Source organism: Mucilaginibacter limnophilus (assembly GCF_004005815.1).
GTDB classification, from domain to species: Bacteria; Bacteroidota; Bacteroidia; order Sphingobacteriales; family Sphingobacteriaceae; genus Mucilaginibacter; species Mucilaginibacter limnophilus.
Map to the genome: position 1 here is coordinate 123,826 of NZ_SACK01000008.1, position 21,964 is coordinate 145,789.

The 21,964-nt window shown below is 46.6% G+C and carries 16 protein-coding genes; 14 read left to right on the plus strand and 2 right to left on the minus strand.

All coding sequences use genetic code 11. The features are described from left to right. Positions 1-30: 30 nt before the first annotated feature. On the minus strand, positions 31-3,294 hold the full coding sequence (locus EOD41_RS16600) for an efflux RND transporter permease subunit (protein ID WP_127706984.1): 3,264 nt from the start codon (positions 3,292-3,294) through the stop codon (positions 31-33). 5 nt (positions 3,295-3,299) lie between these two features. After that, positions 3,300-4,688, minus strand: a complete 1,389-nt coding sequence (locus EOD41_RS16605; RefSeq protein WP_127706986.1) for a TolC family protein — start codon at positions 4,686-4,688, stop codon at positions 3,300-3,302. A gap of 719 nt (positions 4,689-5,407) precedes the next feature. Here EOD41_RS16605 and EOD41_RS16610 point away from each other — a divergent pair. The 14 genes from EOD41_RS16610 (at position 5,408) to EOD41_RS16670 (ending at position 21,811) form a co-directional block, all read left to right on the plus strand. After that, positions 5,408-5,674, plus strand: a complete 267-nt coding sequence (locus tag EOD41_RS16610; RefSeq protein WP_127706988.1) for a helix-turn-helix domain-containing protein — start codon at positions 5,408-5,410, stop codon at positions 5,672-5,674. A 645-nt stretch (positions 5,675-6,319) separates the two neighbouring features. Further along, positions 6,320-8,065, plus strand: coding sequence for an APC family permease (locus EOD41_RS16615; protein ID WP_127706990.1), 1,746 nt, complete (start codon positions 6,320-6,322; stop codon positions 8,063-8,065). A gap of 90 nt (positions 8,066-8,155) precedes the next feature. Continuing rightward, complete coding sequence (locus EOD41_RS16620) at positions 8,156-8,578, plus strand: hypothetical protein (protein WP_127706992.1); 423 nt, start codon at positions 8,156-8,158, stop codon at positions 8,576-8,578. Positions 8,579-8,708: 130 nt separating this feature from the next. Continuing rightward, entirely contained in the window at positions 8,709-10,946 is a 2,238-nt protein-coding gene (locus tag EOD41_RS16625; RefSeq protein ID WP_164849958.1) for a bifunctional alpha,alpha-trehalose-phosphate synthase (UDP-forming)/trehalose-phosphatase, read from the plus strand. Positions 10,947-10,958: 12 nt separating this feature from the next. Continuing rightward, entirely contained in the window at positions 10,959-11,174 is a 216-nt protein-coding gene (locus EOD41_RS16630) for a YidH family protein (RefSeq protein ID WP_127706996.1), read from the plus strand. A 103-nt stretch (positions 11,175-11,277) separates the two neighbouring features. Beyond that, positions 11,278-12,513 (plus strand): cation:proton antiporter, encoded by a 1,236-nt coding sequence (locus tag EOD41_RS16635; RefSeq protein ID WP_127706998.1) that lies wholly within the window; start codon positions 11,278-11,280, stop codon positions 12,511-12,513. Positions 12,514-12,522: 9 nt separating this feature from the next. Continuing rightward, the gene (locus tag EOD41_RS16640) at positions 12,523-13,842 is read left to right on the plus strand and encodes a TIGR00341 family protein (protein ID WP_127707000.1); all 1,320 of its coding nucleotides are present in this window, start codon (positions 12,523-12,525) and stop codon (positions 13,840-13,842) included. Positions 13,843-13,897: 55 nt separating this feature from the next. Beyond that, positions 13,898-15,217, plus strand: coding sequence for a Na+/H+ antiporter NhaA (gene nhaA / locus EOD41_RS16645; RefSeq protein ID WP_127707002.1), 1,320 nt, complete (start codon positions 13,898-13,900; stop codon positions 15,215-15,217). A gap of 435 nt (positions 15,218-15,652) precedes the next feature. Next, positions 15,653-15,814, plus strand: a complete 162-nt coding sequence (locus EOD41_RS21085) for a four-helix bundle copper-binding protein (RefSeq protein ID WP_240663470.1) — start codon at positions 15,653-15,655, stop codon at positions 15,812-15,814. Between the two features lie 46 nt (positions 15,815-15,860). Then, the gene (locus EOD41_RS21170; RefSeq protein ID WP_205780577.1) at positions 15,861-16,754 is read left to right on the plus strand and encodes a glycoside hydrolase family 15 protein; all 894 of its coding nucleotides are present in this window, start codon (positions 15,861-15,863) and stop codon (positions 16,752-16,754) included. Positions 16,755-16,914: 160 nt separating this feature from the next. Further along, positions 16,915-17,715, plus strand: coding sequence for a glycoside hydrolase family 15 protein (locus tag EOD41_RS21175; RefSeq protein WP_205780578.1), 801 nt, complete (start codon positions 16,915-16,917; stop codon positions 17,713-17,715). 18 nt (positions 17,716-17,733) lie between these two features. Continuing rightward, positions 17,734-18,834 carry a glucose 1-dehydrogenase gene (locus EOD41_RS16660; RefSeq protein WP_127707006.1) on the plus strand — a complete coding sequence of 367 codons (1,101 nt, stop codon included), beginning with the start codon at positions 17,734-17,736 and terminating at the stop codon, positions 18,832-18,834. 148 nt (positions 18,835-18,982) lie between these two features. Next, the gene (locus tag EOD41_RS16665) at positions 18,983-20,566 is read left to right on the plus strand and encodes a L,D-transpeptidase family protein (RefSeq protein ID WP_164849959.1); all 1,584 of its coding nucleotides are present in this window, start codon (positions 18,983-18,985) and stop codon (positions 20,564-20,566) included. 15 nt (positions 20,567-20,581) lie between these two features. Next, positions 20,582-21,811, plus strand: a complete 1,230-nt coding sequence (locus EOD41_RS16670; RefSeq protein ID WP_127707010.1) for a DUF2254 domain-containing protein — start codon at positions 20,582-20,584, stop codon at positions 21,809-21,811. The last annotated feature ends 153 nt before the right edge of the window (positions 21,812-21,964 follow it).

Genomic DNA, 21,964 nt, shown 5'->3' on the forward strand with positions numbered 1-21,964 from the left:
ATAGTAGTATAAGAGCGTATAATGTCTGTCTCATGATAATTGTTTTGATAAAATGCTTTCGTTGGACGTTTGGGTTAATTGGTCATCGGCGGGTAACAACGATGGGGAATTAAACTTCGATTTGCGTTGTACCCAGGCGAATACAAGGGGCAAAATGAATAATGCTGCAACCGTAGACGCGAACAGTCCCCCGATCACTGCGCGACCCAGCGGGGCACTTTGTTCGCCTGCCTCTCCCATACCTGAAGCCATAGGGATCATACCGGCGATCATGGCCAGGCTGGTCATTAATATTGGGCGCAAACGTATCGAAGCACTGGTAACACCTGCTTTTACGGCGTCGCGGTAATCAATACGAAGTTTCTCCGCATTGGTGACAATAAGGATAGCATTGGCAACAGATACGCCGACCGACATGATCATCCCCATATAACTTTGCAAGTTAAGCGTAGATCCGGTCAGTAGTAAGGCGGCCAACGAACCCAGTACCACTGCCGGAACGGTTGATAATACGGTAAGTGACAATTTCAGTGATTGATAGTTGGCCGCCAGCAACAGGAATATAACCAATATGGCGAATACTAATCCGTTCTGCAAACTGGCGAGAGTATCGGTTAGCAGACCTGACATTCCCTGTACCTGGGTGACGATGCCTTTAGGGGGCTGCCCCAGTTGATCAACCGCGTTTTGCACGGCGGTAGTAGCGCTGCCCAGGTCATGGCGATGTATGTTGGCACTCACTGTAAGGTAACGTCGGGGGCCCATACGGTCATACTCACCCGGAACATATACGGTCTTGAACTGCGCCACGTCTCCCAGTACAGGAGAACTCTGACCTTTTACCAGGGGAATCTCCCGAAGCTCATCCATATTGTTCATTACATATTCGGGAATTTGCACCTGTACCTGGTAGGTATTTGATGCCCTTTCGTCAAGCCATTGATTTTTTTCCGAAAACCGGCTCGAGGATGTGCTTGCCGTAACTGAACGTGAAATTTCACTTACGCTTAAACCCATCTGCGCAAGTTTTAACCTGTCAAGCGTAATCTGTACGACAGGAAACTTAAGCGGTTGATTGATCTGCACGTCACGCAGATAGTCGATTCGCTTTAATTTATTAACCAGCTTGTTACTGTAGCTCGTGATCTGTCCCATGTCTTTACCGGCCACAGTTACCTCTATAGGAGTAGACGCGCCCTGGCTCATGATCTTCTCCGTCATATCGATCGGCTCAAATGTGATGCGGAGTTCCGGCAAACTGTAGGCGATATTCTTTCTGAGGGTTTCTTTAAAATCATCCATGTTGACGTGATAATCAGCATCAAGATTTACCTGAAGGATGGCTTCATGGGTTCCGGTATTGAAAACGTAAAGGTTGCTGACGCCGTAACTACTGGGGATCAGCCCGACATACCCGGAACTAATCGCTACATGATGGTTCGATGTACTGTCGATGATCTGAAGAACCTGCTTTAGCTTAGTCTCGGTACGCTCGAGCCGGGTACCATCTGGTTCCTTAATACGTATCTGGAACTGTCCGTTATTTAGCTTGGGCATCATATCTTTGCCAATGATGACAAAAGCGCCTGCGGCCATTGCTAGCACGATGAGCAGGTATCCAAGTACGATTGGCTTTTTGAGTAGCATCCATTTTTCCAAAACGTTCATGAATCGTATTTTGATCCGTTCAAACATATCGTTTTGTTCAGGATGTTGTTGTTCTTGACTGAGATGAGCTGAAACCTGACGCTCCTCCTCCTTGCTGAATGCCTCTCCTGCATGGGCGTGCACTTGTCCGTGATGGTAATGCTGATATCTTTCAGCCTTGATCATCCAGTTGCTCAGGATCGGTACCAGCGTCTGTGCAATCACGTAGGATACGATCATCGTCAGGCCAATTGATAAAGATAACGGGAGAAACATGGCTCGGGGTACGCCCTCCATCAAAAAGGCAGGCGCGAAAACCGCCAGTATACACAAGAGTATCAATAATAATGGAAATGCAATCTCCTGGCAGGCATCGAAAATGGCCTGCTTTTTCGACTTGCCCATCTCGAGGTGCTGATGTATGTTTTCAATAGTAACCGTAGCCTGGTCTACCAGGATACCAATAGCGAGTGCCAGCCCACTCAGCGTCATGATGTTGATCGTCTGACCGAAAAGGCCAAGCAGCATCACGCCGATAATGATTGACACAGGAATAGTGATGACCACGATCAGACTACTGCGCCAATCCCTCAAAAAAAACAGCACCATCAGTCCGGTCAGCAAAGCACCGAGCCCACCCTCGGTTACAAGGCTTTCTACGGCGTTTACCACGAATACCGACTGATCGAACTCGTAACTTACCTTAACGTCATCAGGTAACAGGCTTTGTATATCGGGTAGTTTGCTTTTTAAGGATTGCACAACTGCCCAGGTTGAGGCATCAGCTGTCTTGACGGCGGGAATGTAAACCGAGCGCTTCCCATTGATCAGCGCGTAACTCACCGTGACATCAGCACCGTCGGCCACACGGGCCACATCTTTAATAAAAACTGGCGAACCGTTCTTACTCAACACCGGTATGTTGCCGAAATCTTCGACCTGTCTGATCAATGAGTTCATGGTAGTTACATACATGGTGTTATTCATCCTCAGGTTACCTGAGGGAGACATCACGTTGTACTTGGCAAGCGCTGTGACAATCTCATCTGGTGTCAGGTTATAGCTCCGCATCTTATTAGGATCGACGTTGATCGTAACAGAGCGCGAGTTGGCGCCAAAAGGTGGTGGGGCGGACAGCCCTGCAACCGACGAGAATGTTGGCCGCACACGGGTCGTTGCCAGATCGTATATATCCTTCAAGCTACGAGTTTTCGACGAGAGCACCAACTGGCCGACGGGAAGCGACGAGGCATCGAACCGAAGAACCTGGGGAGGAAGTGCCCCGGGCGGAAAGAATTTCATGGCTCGATTCACCTGCAGGGCTACCTGTGCCGATGCTTCGCCCATATCGGTGCCTTCATAAAACGCCAGTTTGAGAAGTGTAAGGCCTTGAATATTTTTAGCGGTGATACTTTTGATACCGTTTACATACAAAAACTGATCCTGCAGGCGGGTAGAAAAAAAGCCCTCCATTTGCTGTGGCGACATGCCGCCGTACGATTCAATAACATATATGGTCGGCATGTTCAGCTGCGGAAATATGTCTATAGGGATTTTAACAGCACTTAATACGGAAAAGATCACCAAACTCAACGTTATAATTACGGTAGTGACGGGCTTTTTGAGCGCAGAAGTAACCATGGACATAGTGTTTAATTTAAAAGGTTTATGATTGTACTGACCTGGTTTTCAATAACTGCTTTCTGAAACAGTGCCTGAACGTAGCTGTACCTGGCTGATACAAGATCTGTTTCTGCCCGATAAAGCAGGTTAAGCGCCGCGTTTAGTTCAATAATGTCGGTCAATCCGTTCTTGTATAGAGAAAATTTCTGGCGATAGGCTGCATTGGCTGCCTTCAACTGCTTCGGTATTTCATTCAGGCGGTCGAGGGCGGCGCTTACACCGGCATCTGCCTGCGCTGCACTTGCGCTAAGCAAGGTCCGTTGTTCATACAACTTGTTAAGCGCATATTGTGATGCCAACTTTTGTGTGCTTAGCTTAACCTGGCGTCGTTTCAGATCAAATAAATTGAAGGTTACACCCAAACCGACCAGGTAATTTTCACGCTGAAAGCCCCAACCGGAGTGCAAAGGCTTAAAATTCTGATCAGCATCAAGACTGGCCCCGCGGCCCCATACGGCGGCCTGAAATAAGATCTTGGGGTTGTAACTTTTTTTGACCAGGTTCTCACGAGTTATACTACTGTTGTACAAGGATCGGTAGTAGTTGACCAATGGGTGATTCAAGGTGTCCGTGTTGATCATACGCAATTCGGCAGATTGGGCAAAAAGCTTACGTTCTGTCGTAGTATCCGGAATGATTGTCTCATAGGGCAGGCCGCTAATTGCAGACAATTTCAGTTGGATCTGGCGGGACTGGCTCGTTAATTCAATATAATTCAATCGTGATTTCGAAAGTTCAGCTTCTGCAATACTGGTATCCACACCGGGACGGATTCCGCTTCGCGCCAGAGCCCTGATTGATTGGCGTATTTCTTGGTTTCGGTCGATGTTCAAGAGTTGGATAGTTTCCAGTTCTTGCAACCGCATAAGTTGAAGGTAATTATCGATGGTAAAGGTTTCCAAGCTAAATTTAGATTGGGCATACTGGCTTTTTTGAATATCCACCTCGGCGGCAGCTGCTTTATTTTGAGCCTGGTATCCCCCGAAATTGTATACCTCCCAATCGAAAGCAGCGATGCCAAGGTTGCTCAGCACGGTAGTCGCGTTGCTTTCATCGCGCACCCCGCGGGCGTTGGATGGTACAATTCCATAGCTAAAGTACGGGCCGCCAACGTTATTATTTGTTCCCAGGTTAGCCTGGTAGTTGAGTTTCAGATTGGGCAACCAGTTGAATCCGGTCTCCCTTGCCTGTGCTTCTTTGATCAATATGGCAGAAGAGTCTGTCTGAAGGGTAGGAGCAGTCTGACTGACTTTCCTTAAAAGCATTTTAAGACTCAGACTTTTAGGGGCCTGCGCGTAGATAGTGCCGGACATCAACATCTGTAAGATGATGAAGCCGCCTAGTTTAAGACGTAACATGAAATAAAATGAGCTTTAGTTATGCTTGAAAAACAAGGAGATTTATTTCGTTTGGCAGGAGTTTTATAGAATTATTACCTGCGTGCATTTTGAATCAAATAGTTAACTTACAAGCAGTAAGATATATAGGTGCCCATTGGGGAGTAGACGTCCTGTTCCTGCACCGGACATCTGCGGTGCGTCGAGGCCGGCCCCACATCAACAATATTGTTAGTGATAATAAGTAAGCCTGGAAGGTAATCCGATAATCGCTCGCCTTGTCGAGCAGTAGGCTGCTAATCATTGCTGACTTTGCGGCAGCTTCATCTAAAAAGTCAGGTTTGCGTTTGGCAAAGACTTTGACCAGCAGGGTACATTCGATTTTATCGTTCAATTGCTGGTAAAAATGAAAACCCAGGAATGGCTTAGCAATTATTATTATTGCTGCAAAACACATTATGAAAATATTTACCCTGGAAATCCTCATACCTTAACGACGCAATAAAATTTGGTATTTGTATTTTAACGAAGAAAAAAGTAACAGTATTGTTGCATATTTTGGGTGATAAAAATATCTTGTAAACAGTTGTTTCAATTCAAAACTCTATATAAGAATCTGTGAATCATGGTACCCAGATCTGATGCAGTGATTGAATTGCATCAAAAATGTTCATCCGACTCGGATACAGTCGGATGGTCATCCATAGCTGCTAAACTAAATTTGTTTAAAATCAACTATTATGGCGGCAATCGAAATTTTAACGAAAGACGACCTGCAGCAGTTCAGGCAGCAATTACTGGAAGATATCAAAAACATCATTTCGATACCAAGTATCCAAGTCAAGCAATGGCTAAAAAGTGACGAAGTGCGAAAAATGCTGCGTATCTCCGCAAGCACACTACAAACGCTGCGAATCAATGGCACATTGAGTTATAGTCGTGTGGGAAGAATCATGTATTACAAACGTGATGATATCTTAAAATTGCTGGAAGGGAATGAAAGATGAATATGATCAAAACGTTGAACAACTTTCTGAGTAAAGCGACTGAAGATAAACGACTGCATCCGAGCCACATCAGCCTCTATGTAGCTGTCGTAACCTCGTGGAGCGAAAGCAAACATAAACATGTTTTAAAGGTATTCAGAAAAGATCTGATGCGCCTTGCCCATATTTGCTCTATCGCAACGTATCACAAATGTATCAGAGAATTAAATGAATATGGCTATTTGAAATATGAGCCATCTTATAATCACTTTGAAGGATGCCACATACATGTTCTTGAGCACAACCAAACCTACGCTCATCGTGTCTGTTAAAGCGTTATGGAAAAATGAATGATTGCCGACGTGTGGGGCTTGGTATCTGGCTCAGCCCTTGTTATGGGCGCATTGGCCGGTTACTTTTTGAAGATTTCTCAAAAGACAGTGGCTATCATCATGGGATTCGGTGCTGGTGTGTTGAAGTACTCGACTTAAGTAAATTAGTTAGACTGATGGGTAAACGCACCGCCTGAAGAATGTGTCTATTATGAATAGTGCAGGTCGTTAGTGGACGCTTTGGATGGTCATTTTATCGCCGTAACGGAAAGCAGGTATCAAACAATTAGTGAATTTATGCCTTGTAAATAATTAGCCGATCACAGCCAAAATAATGAGTGATAAAAACGTTACACTGCATAAATTAAATGAACTTCAGGCAACTGCTATATCCGGCAATGATATCAGCTCCTCTTGCCTTTACGTATCTGCTATTACGATCAGCTACGCGGGCCAGTATGCCTGGATATCACTTTTGATCGTAGCCACGGTTCTCTTCCTTTTCAGAAAAATCTATGGAGAAGTGGTGGGTGCCATGCCGTTGAACGGTGGAGCTTACAATGTACTGCTCAACACAGCCTCTAAACGCACCGCCTCATTTGCCGCCTGCCTGACCATTTTATCCTATATGGCAACAGCAGTCATCTCAGCGTATGAAGCGATGTTCTATCTTCATGACATTACGCATAATCTTCCCCTTATTTCAGCAACTATATTGCTGCTGCTGATCTTTATGATGCTGACCATCATTGGTATCGGAGAATCAGCATTTGTTGCGGTAATCATTTTCATCATGCACATTACCTCACTGTTCCTGCTTGTACTTGCCGGAGGCTGGTATGTGCTACATCATGGGACAGCGATATTCATGGCAAACTGGCGAATGCCGGTCAGTTCCGGCAGTGTGATTACCGCGTTGTTTCTCGGCTTTTCGGCTGCAATGCTAGGCATCTCAGGTTTTGAAAGTTCGGCCAACTTTGTTGAGGAGCAAAAGCCAGGCGTATTTCCAAAAACGCTTCGTAACATGTGGGGAGTGGTCAGTTTCTTTAATCCTACTATAGCACTGCTCGCCCTGGCGGTACTTCCGATGGTTGAGATCGGCGACCATCAGGAGTCACTCTTATCTTTTATGGGACAAAGAGCCGGTGGACACTGGCTCAGTTATATGATATCTGTGGACGCAGTACTTGTATTGAGCGGCGCGGTGCTGACCTCTTATGTAGGCGTAACAGGGCTCGCCGAGCGAATGACGCTCGATCGGATACTACCCAATTTCTTTTTGGCAAAAAATCGGAGAGGTGTCAATTACCGTATCGTCATCGGATTTTTTATATTATGCCTTTCTATCCTCCTGGTTACAAAAGGTGACTTGGCAAGTCTTGCCGGCGTCTATACTTTTTCCTTTTTGACCGTAATGGGCTTGTTCGGCTTGGGCAACCTGCTCTTAAAAGCCAAGCGGGAAAAATTGCCGCGGCCCGAAAGGGCAACAGTTTTATCGGTCGTGCTGGCTGTCGGTTTCATAATTGCCGCATTTCTTGGAAATATGCGGCTTAACCTGTCTTCCTTTTATGTATTCATTCAATATTTGATACCAGCGGTATTGTTTATATTAATAATGTTGAACCGCGGCAGGATCATCCGGTGGCTCATTTACGCCATCAATTTGATGAATAAGCCTCTAAGAAGAATCATCATTAGTGCTATCCGGCCATACAGGACCCTTGTTAAGATCAATTCGCAGGAACTTGTGTTTTTCACAAGGGGAGATAACGTTGCGATCCTGAACCGGGTGATGATTTACGTGGAAGAAAATGAGAGCACCAAGCGACTTAAGATCGTTCACATTGCCAACCCGGAAAGCAACAATGAGCATCTAAAGAAGGACATAGAAGTTCTGGACCGTGCCTACCCGGATATCGATATTGATTTTGTGGAGATCGATGGAGAGTTCGGCCCTGAGATCATCGACAAACTTTCCAAAGAATGGAACATTCCTAAAAACTTCATGTTCATTGGTTCGCCGGGAAACAAGTTTCCTTATCATGTGTCTGAACTTGGTGGTGTCCGTTTAATCATGTAATAGATATGCTTATTATGACAAATTAAGAAGGCTAATTTTCCTGTGATCTGAACGCTTTTCGTTCGCTATGGGTCCGAAAAAGTTGCGTATTTGAAAGATTTTGACTATATTGAAAATATGGGCGTGAGAAGAATACTTTTTTTACTGACGACTGCCTGGCTGATCAACACAATGGTTTGCTTTCACGGCAGCAACCCGTTTGAAAGCAAACAGGACTTCACCCCATATACGTCAAAACAGCTTCATGCTCCTCACAGCCTGCTGTTATGGCTGATGAAATCGCAAAGAGGGTTTCAGCAGCAAGAAGAGAAACAGACGGAAAAAATCAAATACCGTTATCGCTATATTGGTGCTCAAAACCACTTTCTGCAAATTTTCTGGAAAGCGGTTGAGGAAAATGACAACTATCATCATCTTTCATTTTCGACTGTCATGCCGGGATACCGGCTTTCGGGTAAGTTGCCTACATCTTTGGCAGCCTATATATTGCTTTTCCGACTAACGCCTTTCTGACCGTAGCTCCCCCGAATACAAATTAGGGTATACATCAACTTTTTAACTAAAGGTGCTGATCCGGCATGGGCAAAAACTTCCCACCGGAGATCATATGCACCCGTTGCTACACGATTTAAAGAAAGGAAAAATGTCTAAATTATTCATCATAGCCAACCGGCTACCCGTTACCGTTGAAGAAACCGCCGAAGGCAATTTTTACCGGCAGTCATCCGGGGGGCTGGTATCCGCAATCAGCGCCTATCTGCGTCTGGAAGACAGCAACCAATTCACTAAGAAGATTTGGGTTGGCGTATCCGAATGCGCAGAACGCGTGTGGGCGTCAGCTGAATCAGTGACTCCACCAGAGTACGATTTTAAACCGGTATTTGTACCGCCAAAGCTATATGAACACTATTACAACGGTTTCTCGAATTCGGTACTTTGGCCCCTGTTCCATTATTTTCCTTCGTTTGCAGACTATCAGCCTTCGTACTTTGAAGGCTATCTCAAGGTAAACGCGAAATTTGCTAGCGAACTGGAACGGATTTTAGACCCTAAGGACACCGTTTGGATACATGACTACCATTTGCTGCCGCTGGCTGCAATGCTGAGAAAAAAGTTCCCGCAACTTACCATCGGTTTTTTCCTGCATATTCCTTTTCCTTCATACGAATTGTTCCGGGTTATTCCCAGAGAATGGCAACACGAATTGCTTAGCGGAATGCTCGGTGCTGATGTCATCGGTTTCCATACGGAAGATTATCTTCAGCATTTTCTGACTTCCGTACGGAAAGTGATCAAAGCAAGGATTGACCACCGGACCATATCCTGGGACGGTCGTGACATTCAAATTGGAGATTTCCCCATCGGGATTGATTACAATAAATTCCAGGGAGCCTCCAGCGATCACGGCGTACTTACAAAGCGGTCCGAGTACCTCCGTTCCAAACTAGATAAACGGCTGATATTCTCAGTTGACCGGCTTGACTACTCGAAAGGCGTGTTTAACCGTTTAAAAGGTTACCGGGAGTTTTTGGTACAAAACCCACATTACAAGGAAAAGGTTGTCTTCGCATTGGTGATCGTTCCGTCCCGGGATACGATCAGCAAATATGCTGAGCGAAAGAAACTGATCGATGAATATATCGGAAACTTCAACAGCCGGTATGGTAATATTAACTGGCAGCCGGTAATATATCAGTATGGTCATTTGTCTTTTGAGGAATTAGTGGGTATGTACACCGCTTGTGATCTCGCACTTATTACACCACTGCGGGACGGAATGAACCTGGTTGCCAAAGAGTTTGTCGCCTCCAGGCGAGACCGACAGGGCGTTTTGGTGCTTAGCGAAATGGCGGGTGCAGCTAACGAGCTGACAGAAGCGCTGCTCATTAATCCGAATGACCGCAAAGAAATCGCAAAAATGATCAAAATTGGTTTGGAGATGACTCCTGATGAGCAGGAAAGACGCATGACAGCTATGCAGAAAAGGCTACAGGAATACAATGTGGTGACCTGGGCCAAGGAATTTTTTACCGCACTGGCGCGGATAAGCAGCGAGCAAATGAAAAAGGAGCCTTTGTTACTTGACAATTTTGCGAAAGCAAAAATGTTCCAAGCCTATTCGCTGGCGGAAAGCAGATTGATTCTGCTGGATTACGATGGGACCCTCTCTCCGTTTTATAAAGATCCGCAGATGGCAATGCCATCACAAACAGTATTACAGCTACTTCGTGAACTTAGCACCGATCCGGCAAACAAAGTATATATCGTGTCGGGGCGCGACAGCGGCTCACTCGAGAACTGGCTCGGCCATCTTCCTCTTGGCCTCATCGCGGAACACGGTGTTAAGATACGCCATCATGGTGGCAGCTGGCAGGTTTCGGGACTGGGCAGCATCAAAGCTGCACTAAGCGAGATCGCTGCGGTTATGAATAAATTTGTACAGCAATGTCCCGGATCTTTCATTGAACAGAAAGATTTTTCTATCGCCTGGCACTACCGTAACGCTGACATGGCTTTGGCGGAGGTAAAAGCGAAGCAGTTGCACCTGGCTTTGCAGGAAAAAGCCGACCTCTCTGAACTAAGCATACTTAATGGTCACAAAGTGATTGAGGTGAAGGGGGCTGCGATTAATAAAGGTATGGCCATAGCGATGCTACTAGATGATGGCAAATATGATTTTATTTTATCGGCTGGGGATGACCAGACGGACGAGGATATGTTTCGGAAACTAAGAGGAGAACCACATGCCTTCACCATCAAGGTAGGAAGCGAAGCCTCCATTGCAGCGTATAATCTGCTGACGCCTTATTTGTTACAGGAGCTGCTTCAGCGGCTTTCTGCGACCACGCAAGCTGCCAGAGAATATGAATCTAACATTTAAAGAAATAAAACTATGAAAAGTACAATTGGAATAATAATGATTGTTTTAGGAGCCGCGATGCTTATTTGGACCGGCTTTACCTACACAAAAAAGGAAAAGGTGATCGATGCAGGGCCAGTTCAGGTGTCTGCTGATAAAGAGAAGAGCGTAAACTGGCCGCCTTACGCTGGCGGAATATTGCTTTTAGGAGGTGTTGTGCTGGTCGCATCAAGCAGGAAGAATAGCTAACATTGATTACTCATACGCTGATTTCCGGCGGCACAATGTGCCGCCTTTCTTTTTATACTGTTCGCGGCAAAGCCCTATATTGTCCTTTCAAACTAACTACGCAATGAACATCAACGAAATATTGACCATTACCATTGTGCTGGCCGCTGTTTTCGCTTACATCAATCACCGGTACATCAAGTGGCCACCGACAATCGGTATCATGATCTTGTCACTGGCCGCTTCCCTTTTGCTGGCGACGCTGGGCAGTTCGCATTCACTGTTGTCGGAGAAAGCCGTTCAACTGGTTTCTTCCATTGACTTTCAGGAGGTATTGATGAACTTTATGCTAAGTTTTTTGCTCTTTGCCGGTGCAATTCACATAGACGCGCAGAAGCTGCGGGAGCAGGCATTGCCCGTCCTCGTACTGGCGACAGTCGGCATTTTGTTATCTACTTTTATCGTTGGCACCCTGATGTGGCTGCTATTCGGCTGGTTTAGCCTTCAGATACCGTTTATTTATTGCTTGCTTTTTGGGTCGCTGATCTCACCGACGGATCCTATAGCTGTACTTGGCTTGTTAAAGGCAGCGCGTATTCCGGGTTCACTGGAGCTTAAGATATCCGGGGAGTCACTATTTAATGACGGTGTTGCTGTGGTGATCTTTATTACACTCGCAGAAATCGCGCGTTCAGGCGGTTCGGACATTTCTTTTCTTAATGTATCCAAGCTCTTCTTACAGGAGGCTGTAGGCGGACTGGTGTTTGGTGCCGCAGTTGGTTATATCGGCTTTTTGGCGCTGCGCTCTATCGATGAATATAAAGTCGAAGTGTTGATCACCCTGGCTATTGTTATGGGTGGCTACTATGCGGCAGGGCACCTGCATGTTTCGGGGCCGCTGGCGATGGTGGTTGCGGGGATTATTACCGGTAACAAATCGAAATCCGAAGGCATGTCTGATATGACGCGCGACTATTTGGGCAAATTCTGGGAACTGATCGATGAGATATTGAATGCTATTCTTTTCCTGCTGATCGGTTTTGAAGTGTTGGTCATCAAAATAAATCCGACGATACTCATCATAGGAGGAATAGCCATCCTGATTGTTCTGCTGGCGCGGTTCTTGTCCGTTGTCCTGCCGGTGAGCCTGTTACGGTCCAGGGTTAAGTTTGAGCCGCATGCGGTAACCATATTAACATGGGGAGGACTACGCGGAGGCATTTCTGTGGCGTTGGCACTCTCCTTAAGCAATGATATGTATCGGGATGAATTCGTCCTGATTACGTATGTGATCGTTGTCTTTTCTATTCTGGTACAGGGATTGACCATTGGTAAACTGGCGGCACGGCTAAAGACATAAAAAGAAACTATGGGAGAAATTACGAAAGCGGTAAAGCATTTTATAGAACACCGTTTCAGCCTGCTGGAGGATAAGGCTGAGGAGCCGGTTATCATTGATGCTATTAAAAAGAATGTTGATTTCAAGGGCGCTAATCTTTGGGCGTTGATATTTGCTATTTTTATCGCATCTATCGGCCTGAACGTCAATTCCACTGCAGTCATCATCGGTGCGATGCTGATATCGCCCATCATGGGGCCGGTGATGGGCATTGGGCTCGGCATTGGTATCAACGATCTGGAACTGGTTAAGAAGGGCGGTAAAAACCTCCTGGTGGCGACACTTTTCAGCATCCTGACCTCAACAATATATTTTTATATTACGCCGCTACATGAAGCCCAGTCGGAATTGCTGGCGCGCACCTCGCCATCCATCTGGGACGTTTTCATCGCCTTTTTTGGCGGGCTGGCCGGTATGGTCGCCGCCTCCCGGAACCAGCGTAGCAATGTTATCCCGGGAGTGGCCATTGCCACGGCGCTGATGCCACCCCTATGTACCACCGGCTTTGGTTTGGCCACAGGTAACTGGATGTATGCCTTGGGGGCCTTGTACCTTTATTTTATTAACAGCGTCTTTATCGCGATCGCCACGTTCCTGATGGCCCGCTACATAAAAATGCACCGGAAGCATTTCGAAGACCCGGGAATTGAAAAAAAAGTTACCCGTTATATGGTGATCGTAGTACTGATCACCATTATTCCCAGTGTCGTGATGGCTTATCGTATTGTGGATAAGAGCATTTTCGAAACCAATGCCAGAAAATTTGTAGATGAGCGGTTCCACTTTCAGAACACTCAGGTGGTGTCAAAGTCGTATAAATACGGCCAGAACAATAAAGAGATCGACCTGCTTTTGATCGGCAATGAACTCAGCCGGCAGGAGCTGGACTCCTTACGCCTGCATCTCAACGATTACAAATTACAGGGGGTTAAGCTGAACATCCGACAGGGTCTTAACGCCAAGCAGGAGATCGACTTTTCCCAGATCAAAGCCAGCATCCTGGAAGATGTATTCAGCCGGCAGCAAAGCACAGATACGATCAAAGTCAATCCTGCAGCACCGGCAGTCGCAGATAGTAACGTGTTAGCGGAATTGAAAGTGCTTTACCCCGCCATACGCTCATTTGGCATCAATTCCATGGTGCTTTACACATCGAGCAATGGAAAAGCTGATACCCTGAACGTGGCATTGGCCGATTTCCGTTCAGCCATCCGGCCGGCAGACCGGGCTAAACTGGAGGAATGGCTGCGGGTGAGATACAAAACAAACATCAGGCTGGTAGTACAATAAATACGCCTTGATGATTAACATGACCTGCGTTTAATACCTTTGCTATTTGCTGAATATGAAAAAATCCCCAATAGACCACATCATCAAACCTGTCAGCAAGTTCATCCACCTGGAATATACCAGTGGAATCGTGCTGTTTATTGGCGTGCTGCTGGCCATCATTTGGGTGAATTCCCCATTTAAAGATGCTTATCACCATTTATGGGAAATCGAGTTTGGTATAGGGTTCGATGACAATGTATTGCGGCACCCGCTGCATTTGTGGATAAACGATGGCCTGATGGCTATTTTCTTTTTTGTGATCGGCCTTGAGCTCAAACGCGAATTCATAGCCGGTGAACTATCGTCCGTAAAGAGGGCGGCATTGCCGATGGCTGCTGCACTTGGCGGCATGCTGGTGCCGGCAGCGATCTACAGCCTGGTCAATTATGGAAAAGAAGGTGCACATGGCTGGGGAATACCCATGGCGACTGATATTGCATTTGCGCTGGCCTTATTATCAATGGCCGGGAAGCAGATTCCAACTTCGGTCAAAGTCTTTCTTTCCGCCCTCGCTGTAGCCGATGACCTTGGTGCGGTGCTGGTCATTGCTATGTTTTATAGTGCCCAGCTTCAATTCACACCCCTTATGATCGGTGGCATTTTCCTGTTGGTACTGGTCATCGGTAATGCTATCGGCGTAAGACATACCGCATTTTATCTCATTATAGGGTTCGGCGTGTGGATTGGGTTTTTGCTTTCGGGCGTTCATGCCACGATAGCAGGAGTGCTCGTAGCATTTACCATTCCTGCGCGCAGGAAAATTGATGAGAAGCGCTATTCTTTAAGATTACGTGAGCTTTCCGAAGAATTCGAACAGGAGATACCCAACTGTAGCATCCTGACCACACCGAAGCAACATGAGATCATCGAACACATCAAGGGTCTGAGCATCGCAGCCCAGACACCACTTCAAAAAATCGAATCGGCCCTGCATCCCTGGGTAGCCTTTGTTATCATGCCGGTTTTCGCCCTGGCCAATTCTGGTATCATTATCGAAAGTGACTTTTTAAAAAATCTGGCCAACCCTGTTAGCATTGGTGTGACCGTGGGTTTGGTAATCGGCAAGTTCACTGGTGTATTATTATTTACCTGGCTACTTGTCAAATCAAAATTTGCTGAACTGCCCGAGCGTGCCACCTGGCGCCACATTGTCGGCATTTCAGCTTTGGCGGGTATCGGCTTTACCATGTCCTTATTTGTTTCCTCATTGGCTTTCAGTGATTCAAAAATGGTGGAGCAGGCGAAATACGGTATTTTGATCGCGTCGTTAATTGCGGGAACCGCGGGAACCCTCCTGCTTCGACATGCCGGTAAGCAATTGTCTGCCCGTTGATTTTTTGAGGTAGATATTTTTCCTTTCTCCCGCTCATCGTCTTTGCCATCCCGGTATTGAATATGCCTGACTGTTTTTTCGTTAAAGCAGGAATCGAAGCAGTCCATGCCTAGCCTCCATACTTTGGATAGATTCTCTGAATAGCGATGCCGATAAAAATGGGTCTCCCTTTTTCCGTGACCAATTAACCATTTGTTAGCTAAATTTCTTTTTGGGAAACATTGTCTGTTTTAAGGCGTTACTTTTTTAGAGAAAAATAGTACAACTATGGGATATCATGAATGGAAAACCTGCATTGACGCTTGCCTGCAATGCGCTGCAGTTTGCAATCACTGTGCAAGTTCCTGCACAAAAGAAGATAATGTACAAATGATGGCCGGTTGCATCGAATTGGACATGCAATGTTCCGCGATCTGTTATGCCGCCGCGCAGCTTATGAGCCTTGGAAGTCCTCAGGCTAAAGAGGTATGTGCCATTTGCGCTGAAATATGCGAAGCCTGCGGAAACGAATGCGGGAAGCACCAGACCGAGCACTGCCAGGAATGTGCACGTATTTGCAAATCCTGTGCGGAAGAATGCCGTAAAATGGCGGCCTGATCGCCGGAAAAGCTTCTACACCGCTGTCAACAGCGAATTTATGCCTATGAGTTATCAGCCTATAGAAAATTATGCCATAATTGGAGACCTCAATACAGTTGCCCTCGTCGGTCAGAACGGCTCGATCGATTTCATGTGCTTTCCTGATTTCGATTCTCCGACTTTATTTGCCGCGTTACTGGACGATCGCAAGGGGGGATCATTCAGTTTATCTCCCGAATCGACGGGTACCAAGCACAAACAGCTTTATATACCTGACACGAACGTCCTCATCACCCGGTTCCTCTCACCTGACGGCGTTGCCGAACTGACCGACTTCATGCCGGTAGAAGAAATGTACGGCGGCAAAGAACTCGTCAGACGGGTAACATGCATTCAGGGCGCCTTTACCTTCCAAATGACTTGTTGTCCCCGATTTGACTATGCCCGGACACCGCACAAAGCCAGGCAAGAAGGACCATTTGAAATTATTTTCAATACTGCTGAAGATGAAGGCATTTCCGTCAGGCTAAAAAGTACCGTGCCAATGACTTTGTCTGGCGATGATGCCGTAGCCACTTTTACGCTCGGCAAGGGCCAGAAAGCGGACTTTTTACTGGAGCACATTGACTGCTCGAGTGCTGCTACAGACAATCTGGAAGACTTTACTACACAAAGCCTTTTCGACACCATGGCGTATTGGAAATCATGGGTTGAGAAATCAAACTACCATGGCCGGTGGAGGGAAACCGTGAACCGATCTGCGCTTTGCCTTAAACTGATGACCTCTTATCAATATGGATCCATTGTAGCCTCACCCACGTTTGGCTTACCGGAGGAAATCGGCGGTGAGCGGAACTGGGATTATCGCTACACCTGGATCAGGGATGCTTCCTTTACCGTATATACCCTGCTCAAGCTGGGTTACAGAAGAGAAGCCAGGGAGTTTATTACTGGATAGAAAAGCAATGCCGGGAGATATCAAAAAGTAACGAATATATTAGTCTGATGTACGCCCTTGACGGAAGGAAGGAACTTACCGAGATCAAGCTGGATCACCTGGAAGGCTATAAGGGCTCTCGCCGGTGAGGATAGGTAACGGCGCCTATACCCAGGTACAATTGGATATCTACGGCGAACTCCTGGATTCTGTGTATATGTATGACAAAAATGTTGAACCCATCGCGTATAAATTTTGGACAGACCTGTCCAGGCATGTGGATTGGGTATGCAACAACTGGCATCGAAAGGACGAAGGGATATGGGAAGTGAGAGGCGGAAAGAAGGAATTCCTGTACTCGCGGATGATGTGCTGGGTGGCGCTGGACAGGGGTATAAAGATCGCGGAAAGACACTCATATCCGTTACCAGAACAGTGGGTTAGTGAAAGAGATCACATTTTTGAATCGATTCACAGCGATTTCTGGGACGAAGAATTGCAGGCTTTTGTACAATACAAGGGAGCAAAAACGGTTGACGCTGCTACTCTACTTATGCCTATGGTGCGCTTTATCAGCCCAAAGGATCCGCAATGGCTGTCTACATTGCATAAGATCGAGCAGGATCTCGTTTCCGACTTTTTAGTTTACCGCTATCGTCAGGAGGAGGGCTTTGACGGGTTAAAAGGTGGCGAAGGAACGTTTTCCATGTGCACCTTCTGGTACGTAGAGTGTTTATCGGCTGCCGGTGAACTTTCCAAAGCTCGTTTGTATTTTGAAAAAATGCTTGGCTATGCCAACCACGTAGGCTTATATGCAGAGATGCTTGGACTGCAGGGTGAGCATTTAGGGAATTTTCCGCAGGCCTTTACCCATCTTGGTCTGATCAGCGCAGCACTGAACCTGGATAAGCAGTTGGATGACCGGCGAAACAAACAAGTACACCAACCACATCGGGCTGCGGGCAAAGAAGAATTTATTTAAACAGCTAATACCGTACGTATGAAAGCCATAGCAATTACACCAGGCGCCCCGGGCGCAGAACTTATCGAATTTCAGGAGCCGGAAATCAAGTCTCCTACTCAGGTAAAACTACAGGTTTTGGAGGTCGGCATCTGTGGAACTGACCGGGAAGAAGTGACAGGCGGGCGGGCAAATGCGCCTCAAGGTTCCGGTCACCTCGTTATCGGCCATGAAATGCTGGGTAGGGTTATCGAAACCGGATCTGAAGTTTCAGCAGTTCGTCCGGGGGATTTCGCGGTTTTTACGGTTCGCAGGGGTTGCGGGAAGTGTGAGGCTTGTCTAAATCGGCGGAGTGACTTATGTTATACAGGAGATTACACCGAAAGAGGGATCAAGAGCAGGCATGGATTTGAAACGGAGTTTGTCGTTGATGATGCCCAATATGTGATCAAAGTACCCGAATCGGCCAGCAGCATCGGGGTTTTGGCGGAGCCGATGTCCGTAGCCCAAAAAGCAATCGATGAAGCTATAAAGATCCAGCTGGCTCGTCTTGGCAAAATTGCAGACGAGGAGTGGATGGCCGGCAAAAAAGTGATTGTGGCGGGAATCGGCGCAATTGGACTGCTTGCTGCGCTTGCGCTTCGGTTAAGAGGCGCTGAGGTAACCGGGGTCGATATTGTTGAAGAGGACTCCAGGCGGCCATCCATTCTTAAACGGCTTGGTGGCAGTTACCTCAACGCTAAGAAAGTTGCGATAACGGATTTAGATGACCGGCTTGGACAGGTAGATTTTATTTTCGAGGCAGCCGGGGTACCGCAACTAGGCTTTGATCTGATCGATGCACTGGGCATTAACGGCGTTTATGTCATGACCGGCATCCCGGGTGAAGGGAAGCCGGTTTGTATTCCCGGATCGGATACAATGGCGCAAATGGTCTTGAAAAACCAGATCATTCTTGGTAGCGTCAATGCCAGCACCCTGCATTTTGAAATGGGAATCAAAGACCTGGAGCGTGCAAAGAACAGGTGGGGAAACCTTGTGGATGAATTGATTACGACAAGAATTCATTTTGACAATTTTGAGAAAGCACTCGATTTTAGGTCTTCCGATGACATCAAGACCGTCATCACCTGGAAGTAGTTACTCCAGGCAGACCGATACGCAGCCTTCGCATCACTTACATTAAGAGGCTCTCCACCACCATCACCGCTTGTTCGTTATACAGGAGTTTTGCGGTATTAAGATGCTGATCAATTGCCGTATGCCACCAGTCGCTAAACTATCTGCTATGAAATCTATTCTTAAGATTCTTTTTTTTCTTGTGCTGCAATCAGCATCAAAGACCTCACACGCCAGTCGTACGGTGCCACCAGAAAAAGTAAACACCGATACCTCCTTCACCAACCTGCACCTTACTAAAAATGCGGTTGACGCATTTATTAAAGACAAAGTGGTGGGCGCAGTAGCTGGGGAAAACATCCGGCAATTTTACCAAAGCCGCAACTTCCAGTATGCCTGGCTTACAGAAGAAGGACTGGCGGAACAGACACAAACGCTTTGGGGTTTATATAAACAATACCAGGGGTTCTCCAGCGATAGCTCCCTTTATGATGCTAATCTGGATCAGCAGTTGGAAGGGTTGTCCAGTGGAGAAGAAAGCCTTGACCTGAACGGTCAGCAGCGGCTCGAACTTCGTTTAACGGCGTTCTTTCTGCGTTTCCTTAAATATGCCTATGCGGGCAAAGTCAATCCGGAAAAGCTACAATGGCACATTCCAAAAAAGAAATTAAAGCCAGTTGACCTGCTTGAAGAACTGATGTCGGTTGATGATCAGAATCTTGATGAATGGCTCCCCGCAAGTACCGGGTATATCGCGATGAAAGAGAAGCTGATTAAACTTCAACAGCTTCGCTCAAGCGACTGGCCAGTCATCTCCCTGGACGATCCCGGTGTGCTAAAGCCAGGTGATACGGCTCTGGTGGTCAAGAGACTGAAACAAAGGCTATCGCTACTGGGCGACCTGCCATTGACAGATACTAACGCAATATATGATCATGATTTTAAGTCTGCAGTTCAGTCTTTCCAACGCCGTCATGGTTTGGTTGTCGACGGTATAGTTGGACCGAATGTTATGGAAGCGATCAATATTCCGATAGAAACTAAGTTGAAGACCATCCTGATCAACATGGAAAGAATGCGCTGGATGCCTTTTAAACCGGCGGGGAAACGGGTACTCGTTAATATCCCCGAGTTCAGGCTCCACTTTTATGACGGTTCACAGGAAGTGCTCAGCATGGATGTGGTTGTAGGTAAAGCAGCAACAAGAACCGTGATCTTCTCAGACCAGATCCGGTATGTTGTTTTCAGCCCCTATTGGAACCTCCCCCGAAGTATTGTGAGGAATGAGGTCCTTCCCGGAATGGCGCGTGATGCCGGATACCTTGATCGACACCGTATGGAAATTACCGGCAGGCGGAACGGATTGCCCGTTGTGCGCCAAAGGCCGGGCGCCGGCAATGCACTTGGCCGCGTGAAATTTATTTTTCCTAATAAATACAGTATTTACCTGCATGACACGCCTGCGAAACAGTTGTTTGACAGGAACACCCGGGCATTCAGTCACGGTTGCATAAGGGTTGGGGCCCCTTCCGCACTGGCCGATAAGCTGCTGGAGAATATGCCTGACTGGACATCTGGCAAAATAGCAGCAGCTATGGCATCGGACAGGGAACACTGGGTGAAGCTTACAGATCCGGTGCCGGTGTTTATTACCTACTTAACTTCCTGGGTAGATGAATCCGGGAAATTAAATTTCAGACAGGACATCTATGGGCACGACGCTAAGCTGGCTTCACATTTGTTTGATCAGTAATCTAAGGCGGGATTTATGAAAGTAGTTTTGAAGTGGGTGCGTAAGCATTATACAAAAGTAGTAAGCAGCATTGCTTTCTATCCTGCTATCATAGCTGTCTTTTTTCTCCTGCTTTCTATAGTCATGCTGCAGGTGGATTTTTCGGACGCAGGTAAGGATTTTAAACAGCAATTGAGCTGGCTGAGCCTGAAAGATGCCAGTACCGCACGATCCATCCTTACAACAGTTGCCGCAGGTGTCATTTCTTTAACCGTTTTTAGCTTTTCCATGGTCATGATCGTGCTTAACCAGGCGGCATCACAGATGAGCAACCGTATACTCAGCAGCATGATCGAGAACCGATTTCAGCAGATTGTGCTTGGGTTCTATATCGGCACGATCGTTTATTCACTTTTTCTGCTCAGTACGATACGTGATATCAGCAGCGGTATCTATGTACCGGCCATCAGTATTTATCTCCTTATCCTGTTAACCATTGTTGATATTTTCCTCTTTATCTATTTTTTAGATTATGTTACGCAAACCGTAAAATTCGAGACGGTGATCAGAAGGGTTCAGCAGCAGACAATCGCGGCAATGATGAAGCACTTCTGTCCAGAGACTTCAAAAGCAACCGCCTATAGCGAAGAACCTTTTATTACGCTGCCGGCAAACGATTCCGGTTATTACCAGGGTTTTGACACCCATAAACTGAGCGATCTAGCCAACCGTCGGAAGCTATGTTTTGAGATCCTTCAGCCGAAAGGCACTTACTTCGTCCAGGGAACTGACTTCATGAACATTTTTGGGACCGCAGCGTTAACCGACGACTTAAAGAAAGACATCTATCTCAGTGTCGATTTTTTTAGCGGTCAACCGATCGATCAGAATCCCGAGTATGGTTTCAGGCAGTTGGCAGAAGTAGCCATCAAAGCCCTGAGTCCGGGTATAAACGATCCTGCTACCGCTGTTTTAAGTATCAACGCACTGACTGAACTGTTTGCATACCGCCTCGATAACTGTCTACCCGATGTAATTAAAAACGATCAAAGCGAAATCATTATCAGGCAGGTGGTGCCAACATTTGCGGAGTTGTTCGAAGATTGTATGTATCCGATCTGGGCCTATGGCAAAAATGACCGTTACATTCGAAATGGGTTTTTGCATATGCTTGATCAACTTAAACAATTGGACAGAAAGAAAAGGCATACTGACCTGTTGAAACGCTTTCATGCCCATTTGACTGATGCGGGAGCGGGTGATTGACAGGACTCCTGTCAGATAACGGGAAACAATTTCAAAATTGGTCCGTTGCTTTTTTATCCTTTCTTAATGTCATATGGTACCGGGCTCGCAGGCAGTGCTTACTACCAGGTTTTAAATAATGTACTATGAAAACAATAGCGATAGTTGTGCTTA

Coding starts and splice junctions, on each gene's coding strand:
- EOD41_RS16600 (WP_127706984.1), bottom strand. CDS start 3,294: ATGTCCATGGTTACTTCTGCGCTCAAAAAGCCCGTCACTACCGTAATT.
- EOD41_RS16605 (WP_127706986.1), bottom strand. CDS start 4,688: ATGTTACGTCTTAAACTAGGCGGCTTCATCATCTTACAGATGTTGATG.
- EOD41_RS16610 (WP_127706988.1), top strand. CDS start 5,408: ATGGCGGCAATCGAAATTTTAACGAAAGACGACCTGCAGCAGTTCAGG.
- EOD41_RS16615 (WP_127706990.1), top strand. CDS start 6,320: ATGAGTGATAAAAACGTTACACTGCATAAATTAAATGAACTTCAGGCA.
- EOD41_RS16625 (WP_164849958.1), top strand. CDS start 8,709: ATGTCTAAATTATTCATCATAGCCAACCGGCTACCCGTTACCGTTGAA.
- EOD41_RS16630 (WP_127706996.1), top strand. CDS start 10,959: ATGAAAAGTACAATTGGAATAATAATGATTGTTTTAGGAGCCGCGATG.
- EOD41_RS16635 (WP_127706998.1), top strand. CDS start 11,278: ATGAACATCAACGAAATATTGACCATTACCATTGTGCTGGCCGCTGTT.
- EOD41_RS16640 (WP_127707000.1), top strand. CDS start 12,523: ATGGGAGAAATTACGAAAGCGGTAAAGCATTTTATAGAACACCGTTTC.
- nhaA (WP_127707002.1), top strand. CDS start 13,898: ATGAAAAAATCCCCAATAGACCACATCATCAAACCTGTCAGCAAGTTC.
- EOD41_RS21085 (WP_240663470.1), top strand. CDS start 15,653: ATGAGCCTTGGAAGTCCTCAGGCTAAAGAGGTATGTGCCATTTGCGCT.
- EOD41_RS21170 (WP_205780577.1), top strand. CDS start 15,861: ATGAGTTATCAGCCTATAGAAAATTATGCCATAATTGGAGACCTCAAT.
- EOD41_RS16660 (WP_127707006.1), top strand. CDS start 17,734: ATGAAAGCCATAGCAATTACACCAGGCGCCCCGGGCGCAGAACTTATC.
- EOD41_RS16665 (WP_164849959.1), top strand. CDS start 18,983: ATGAAATCTATTCTTAAGATTCTTTTTTTTCTTGTGCTGCAATCAGCA.
- EOD41_RS16670 (WP_127707010.1), top strand. CDS start 20,582: ATGAAAGTAGTTTTGAAGTGGGTGCGTAAGCATTATACAAAAGTAGTA.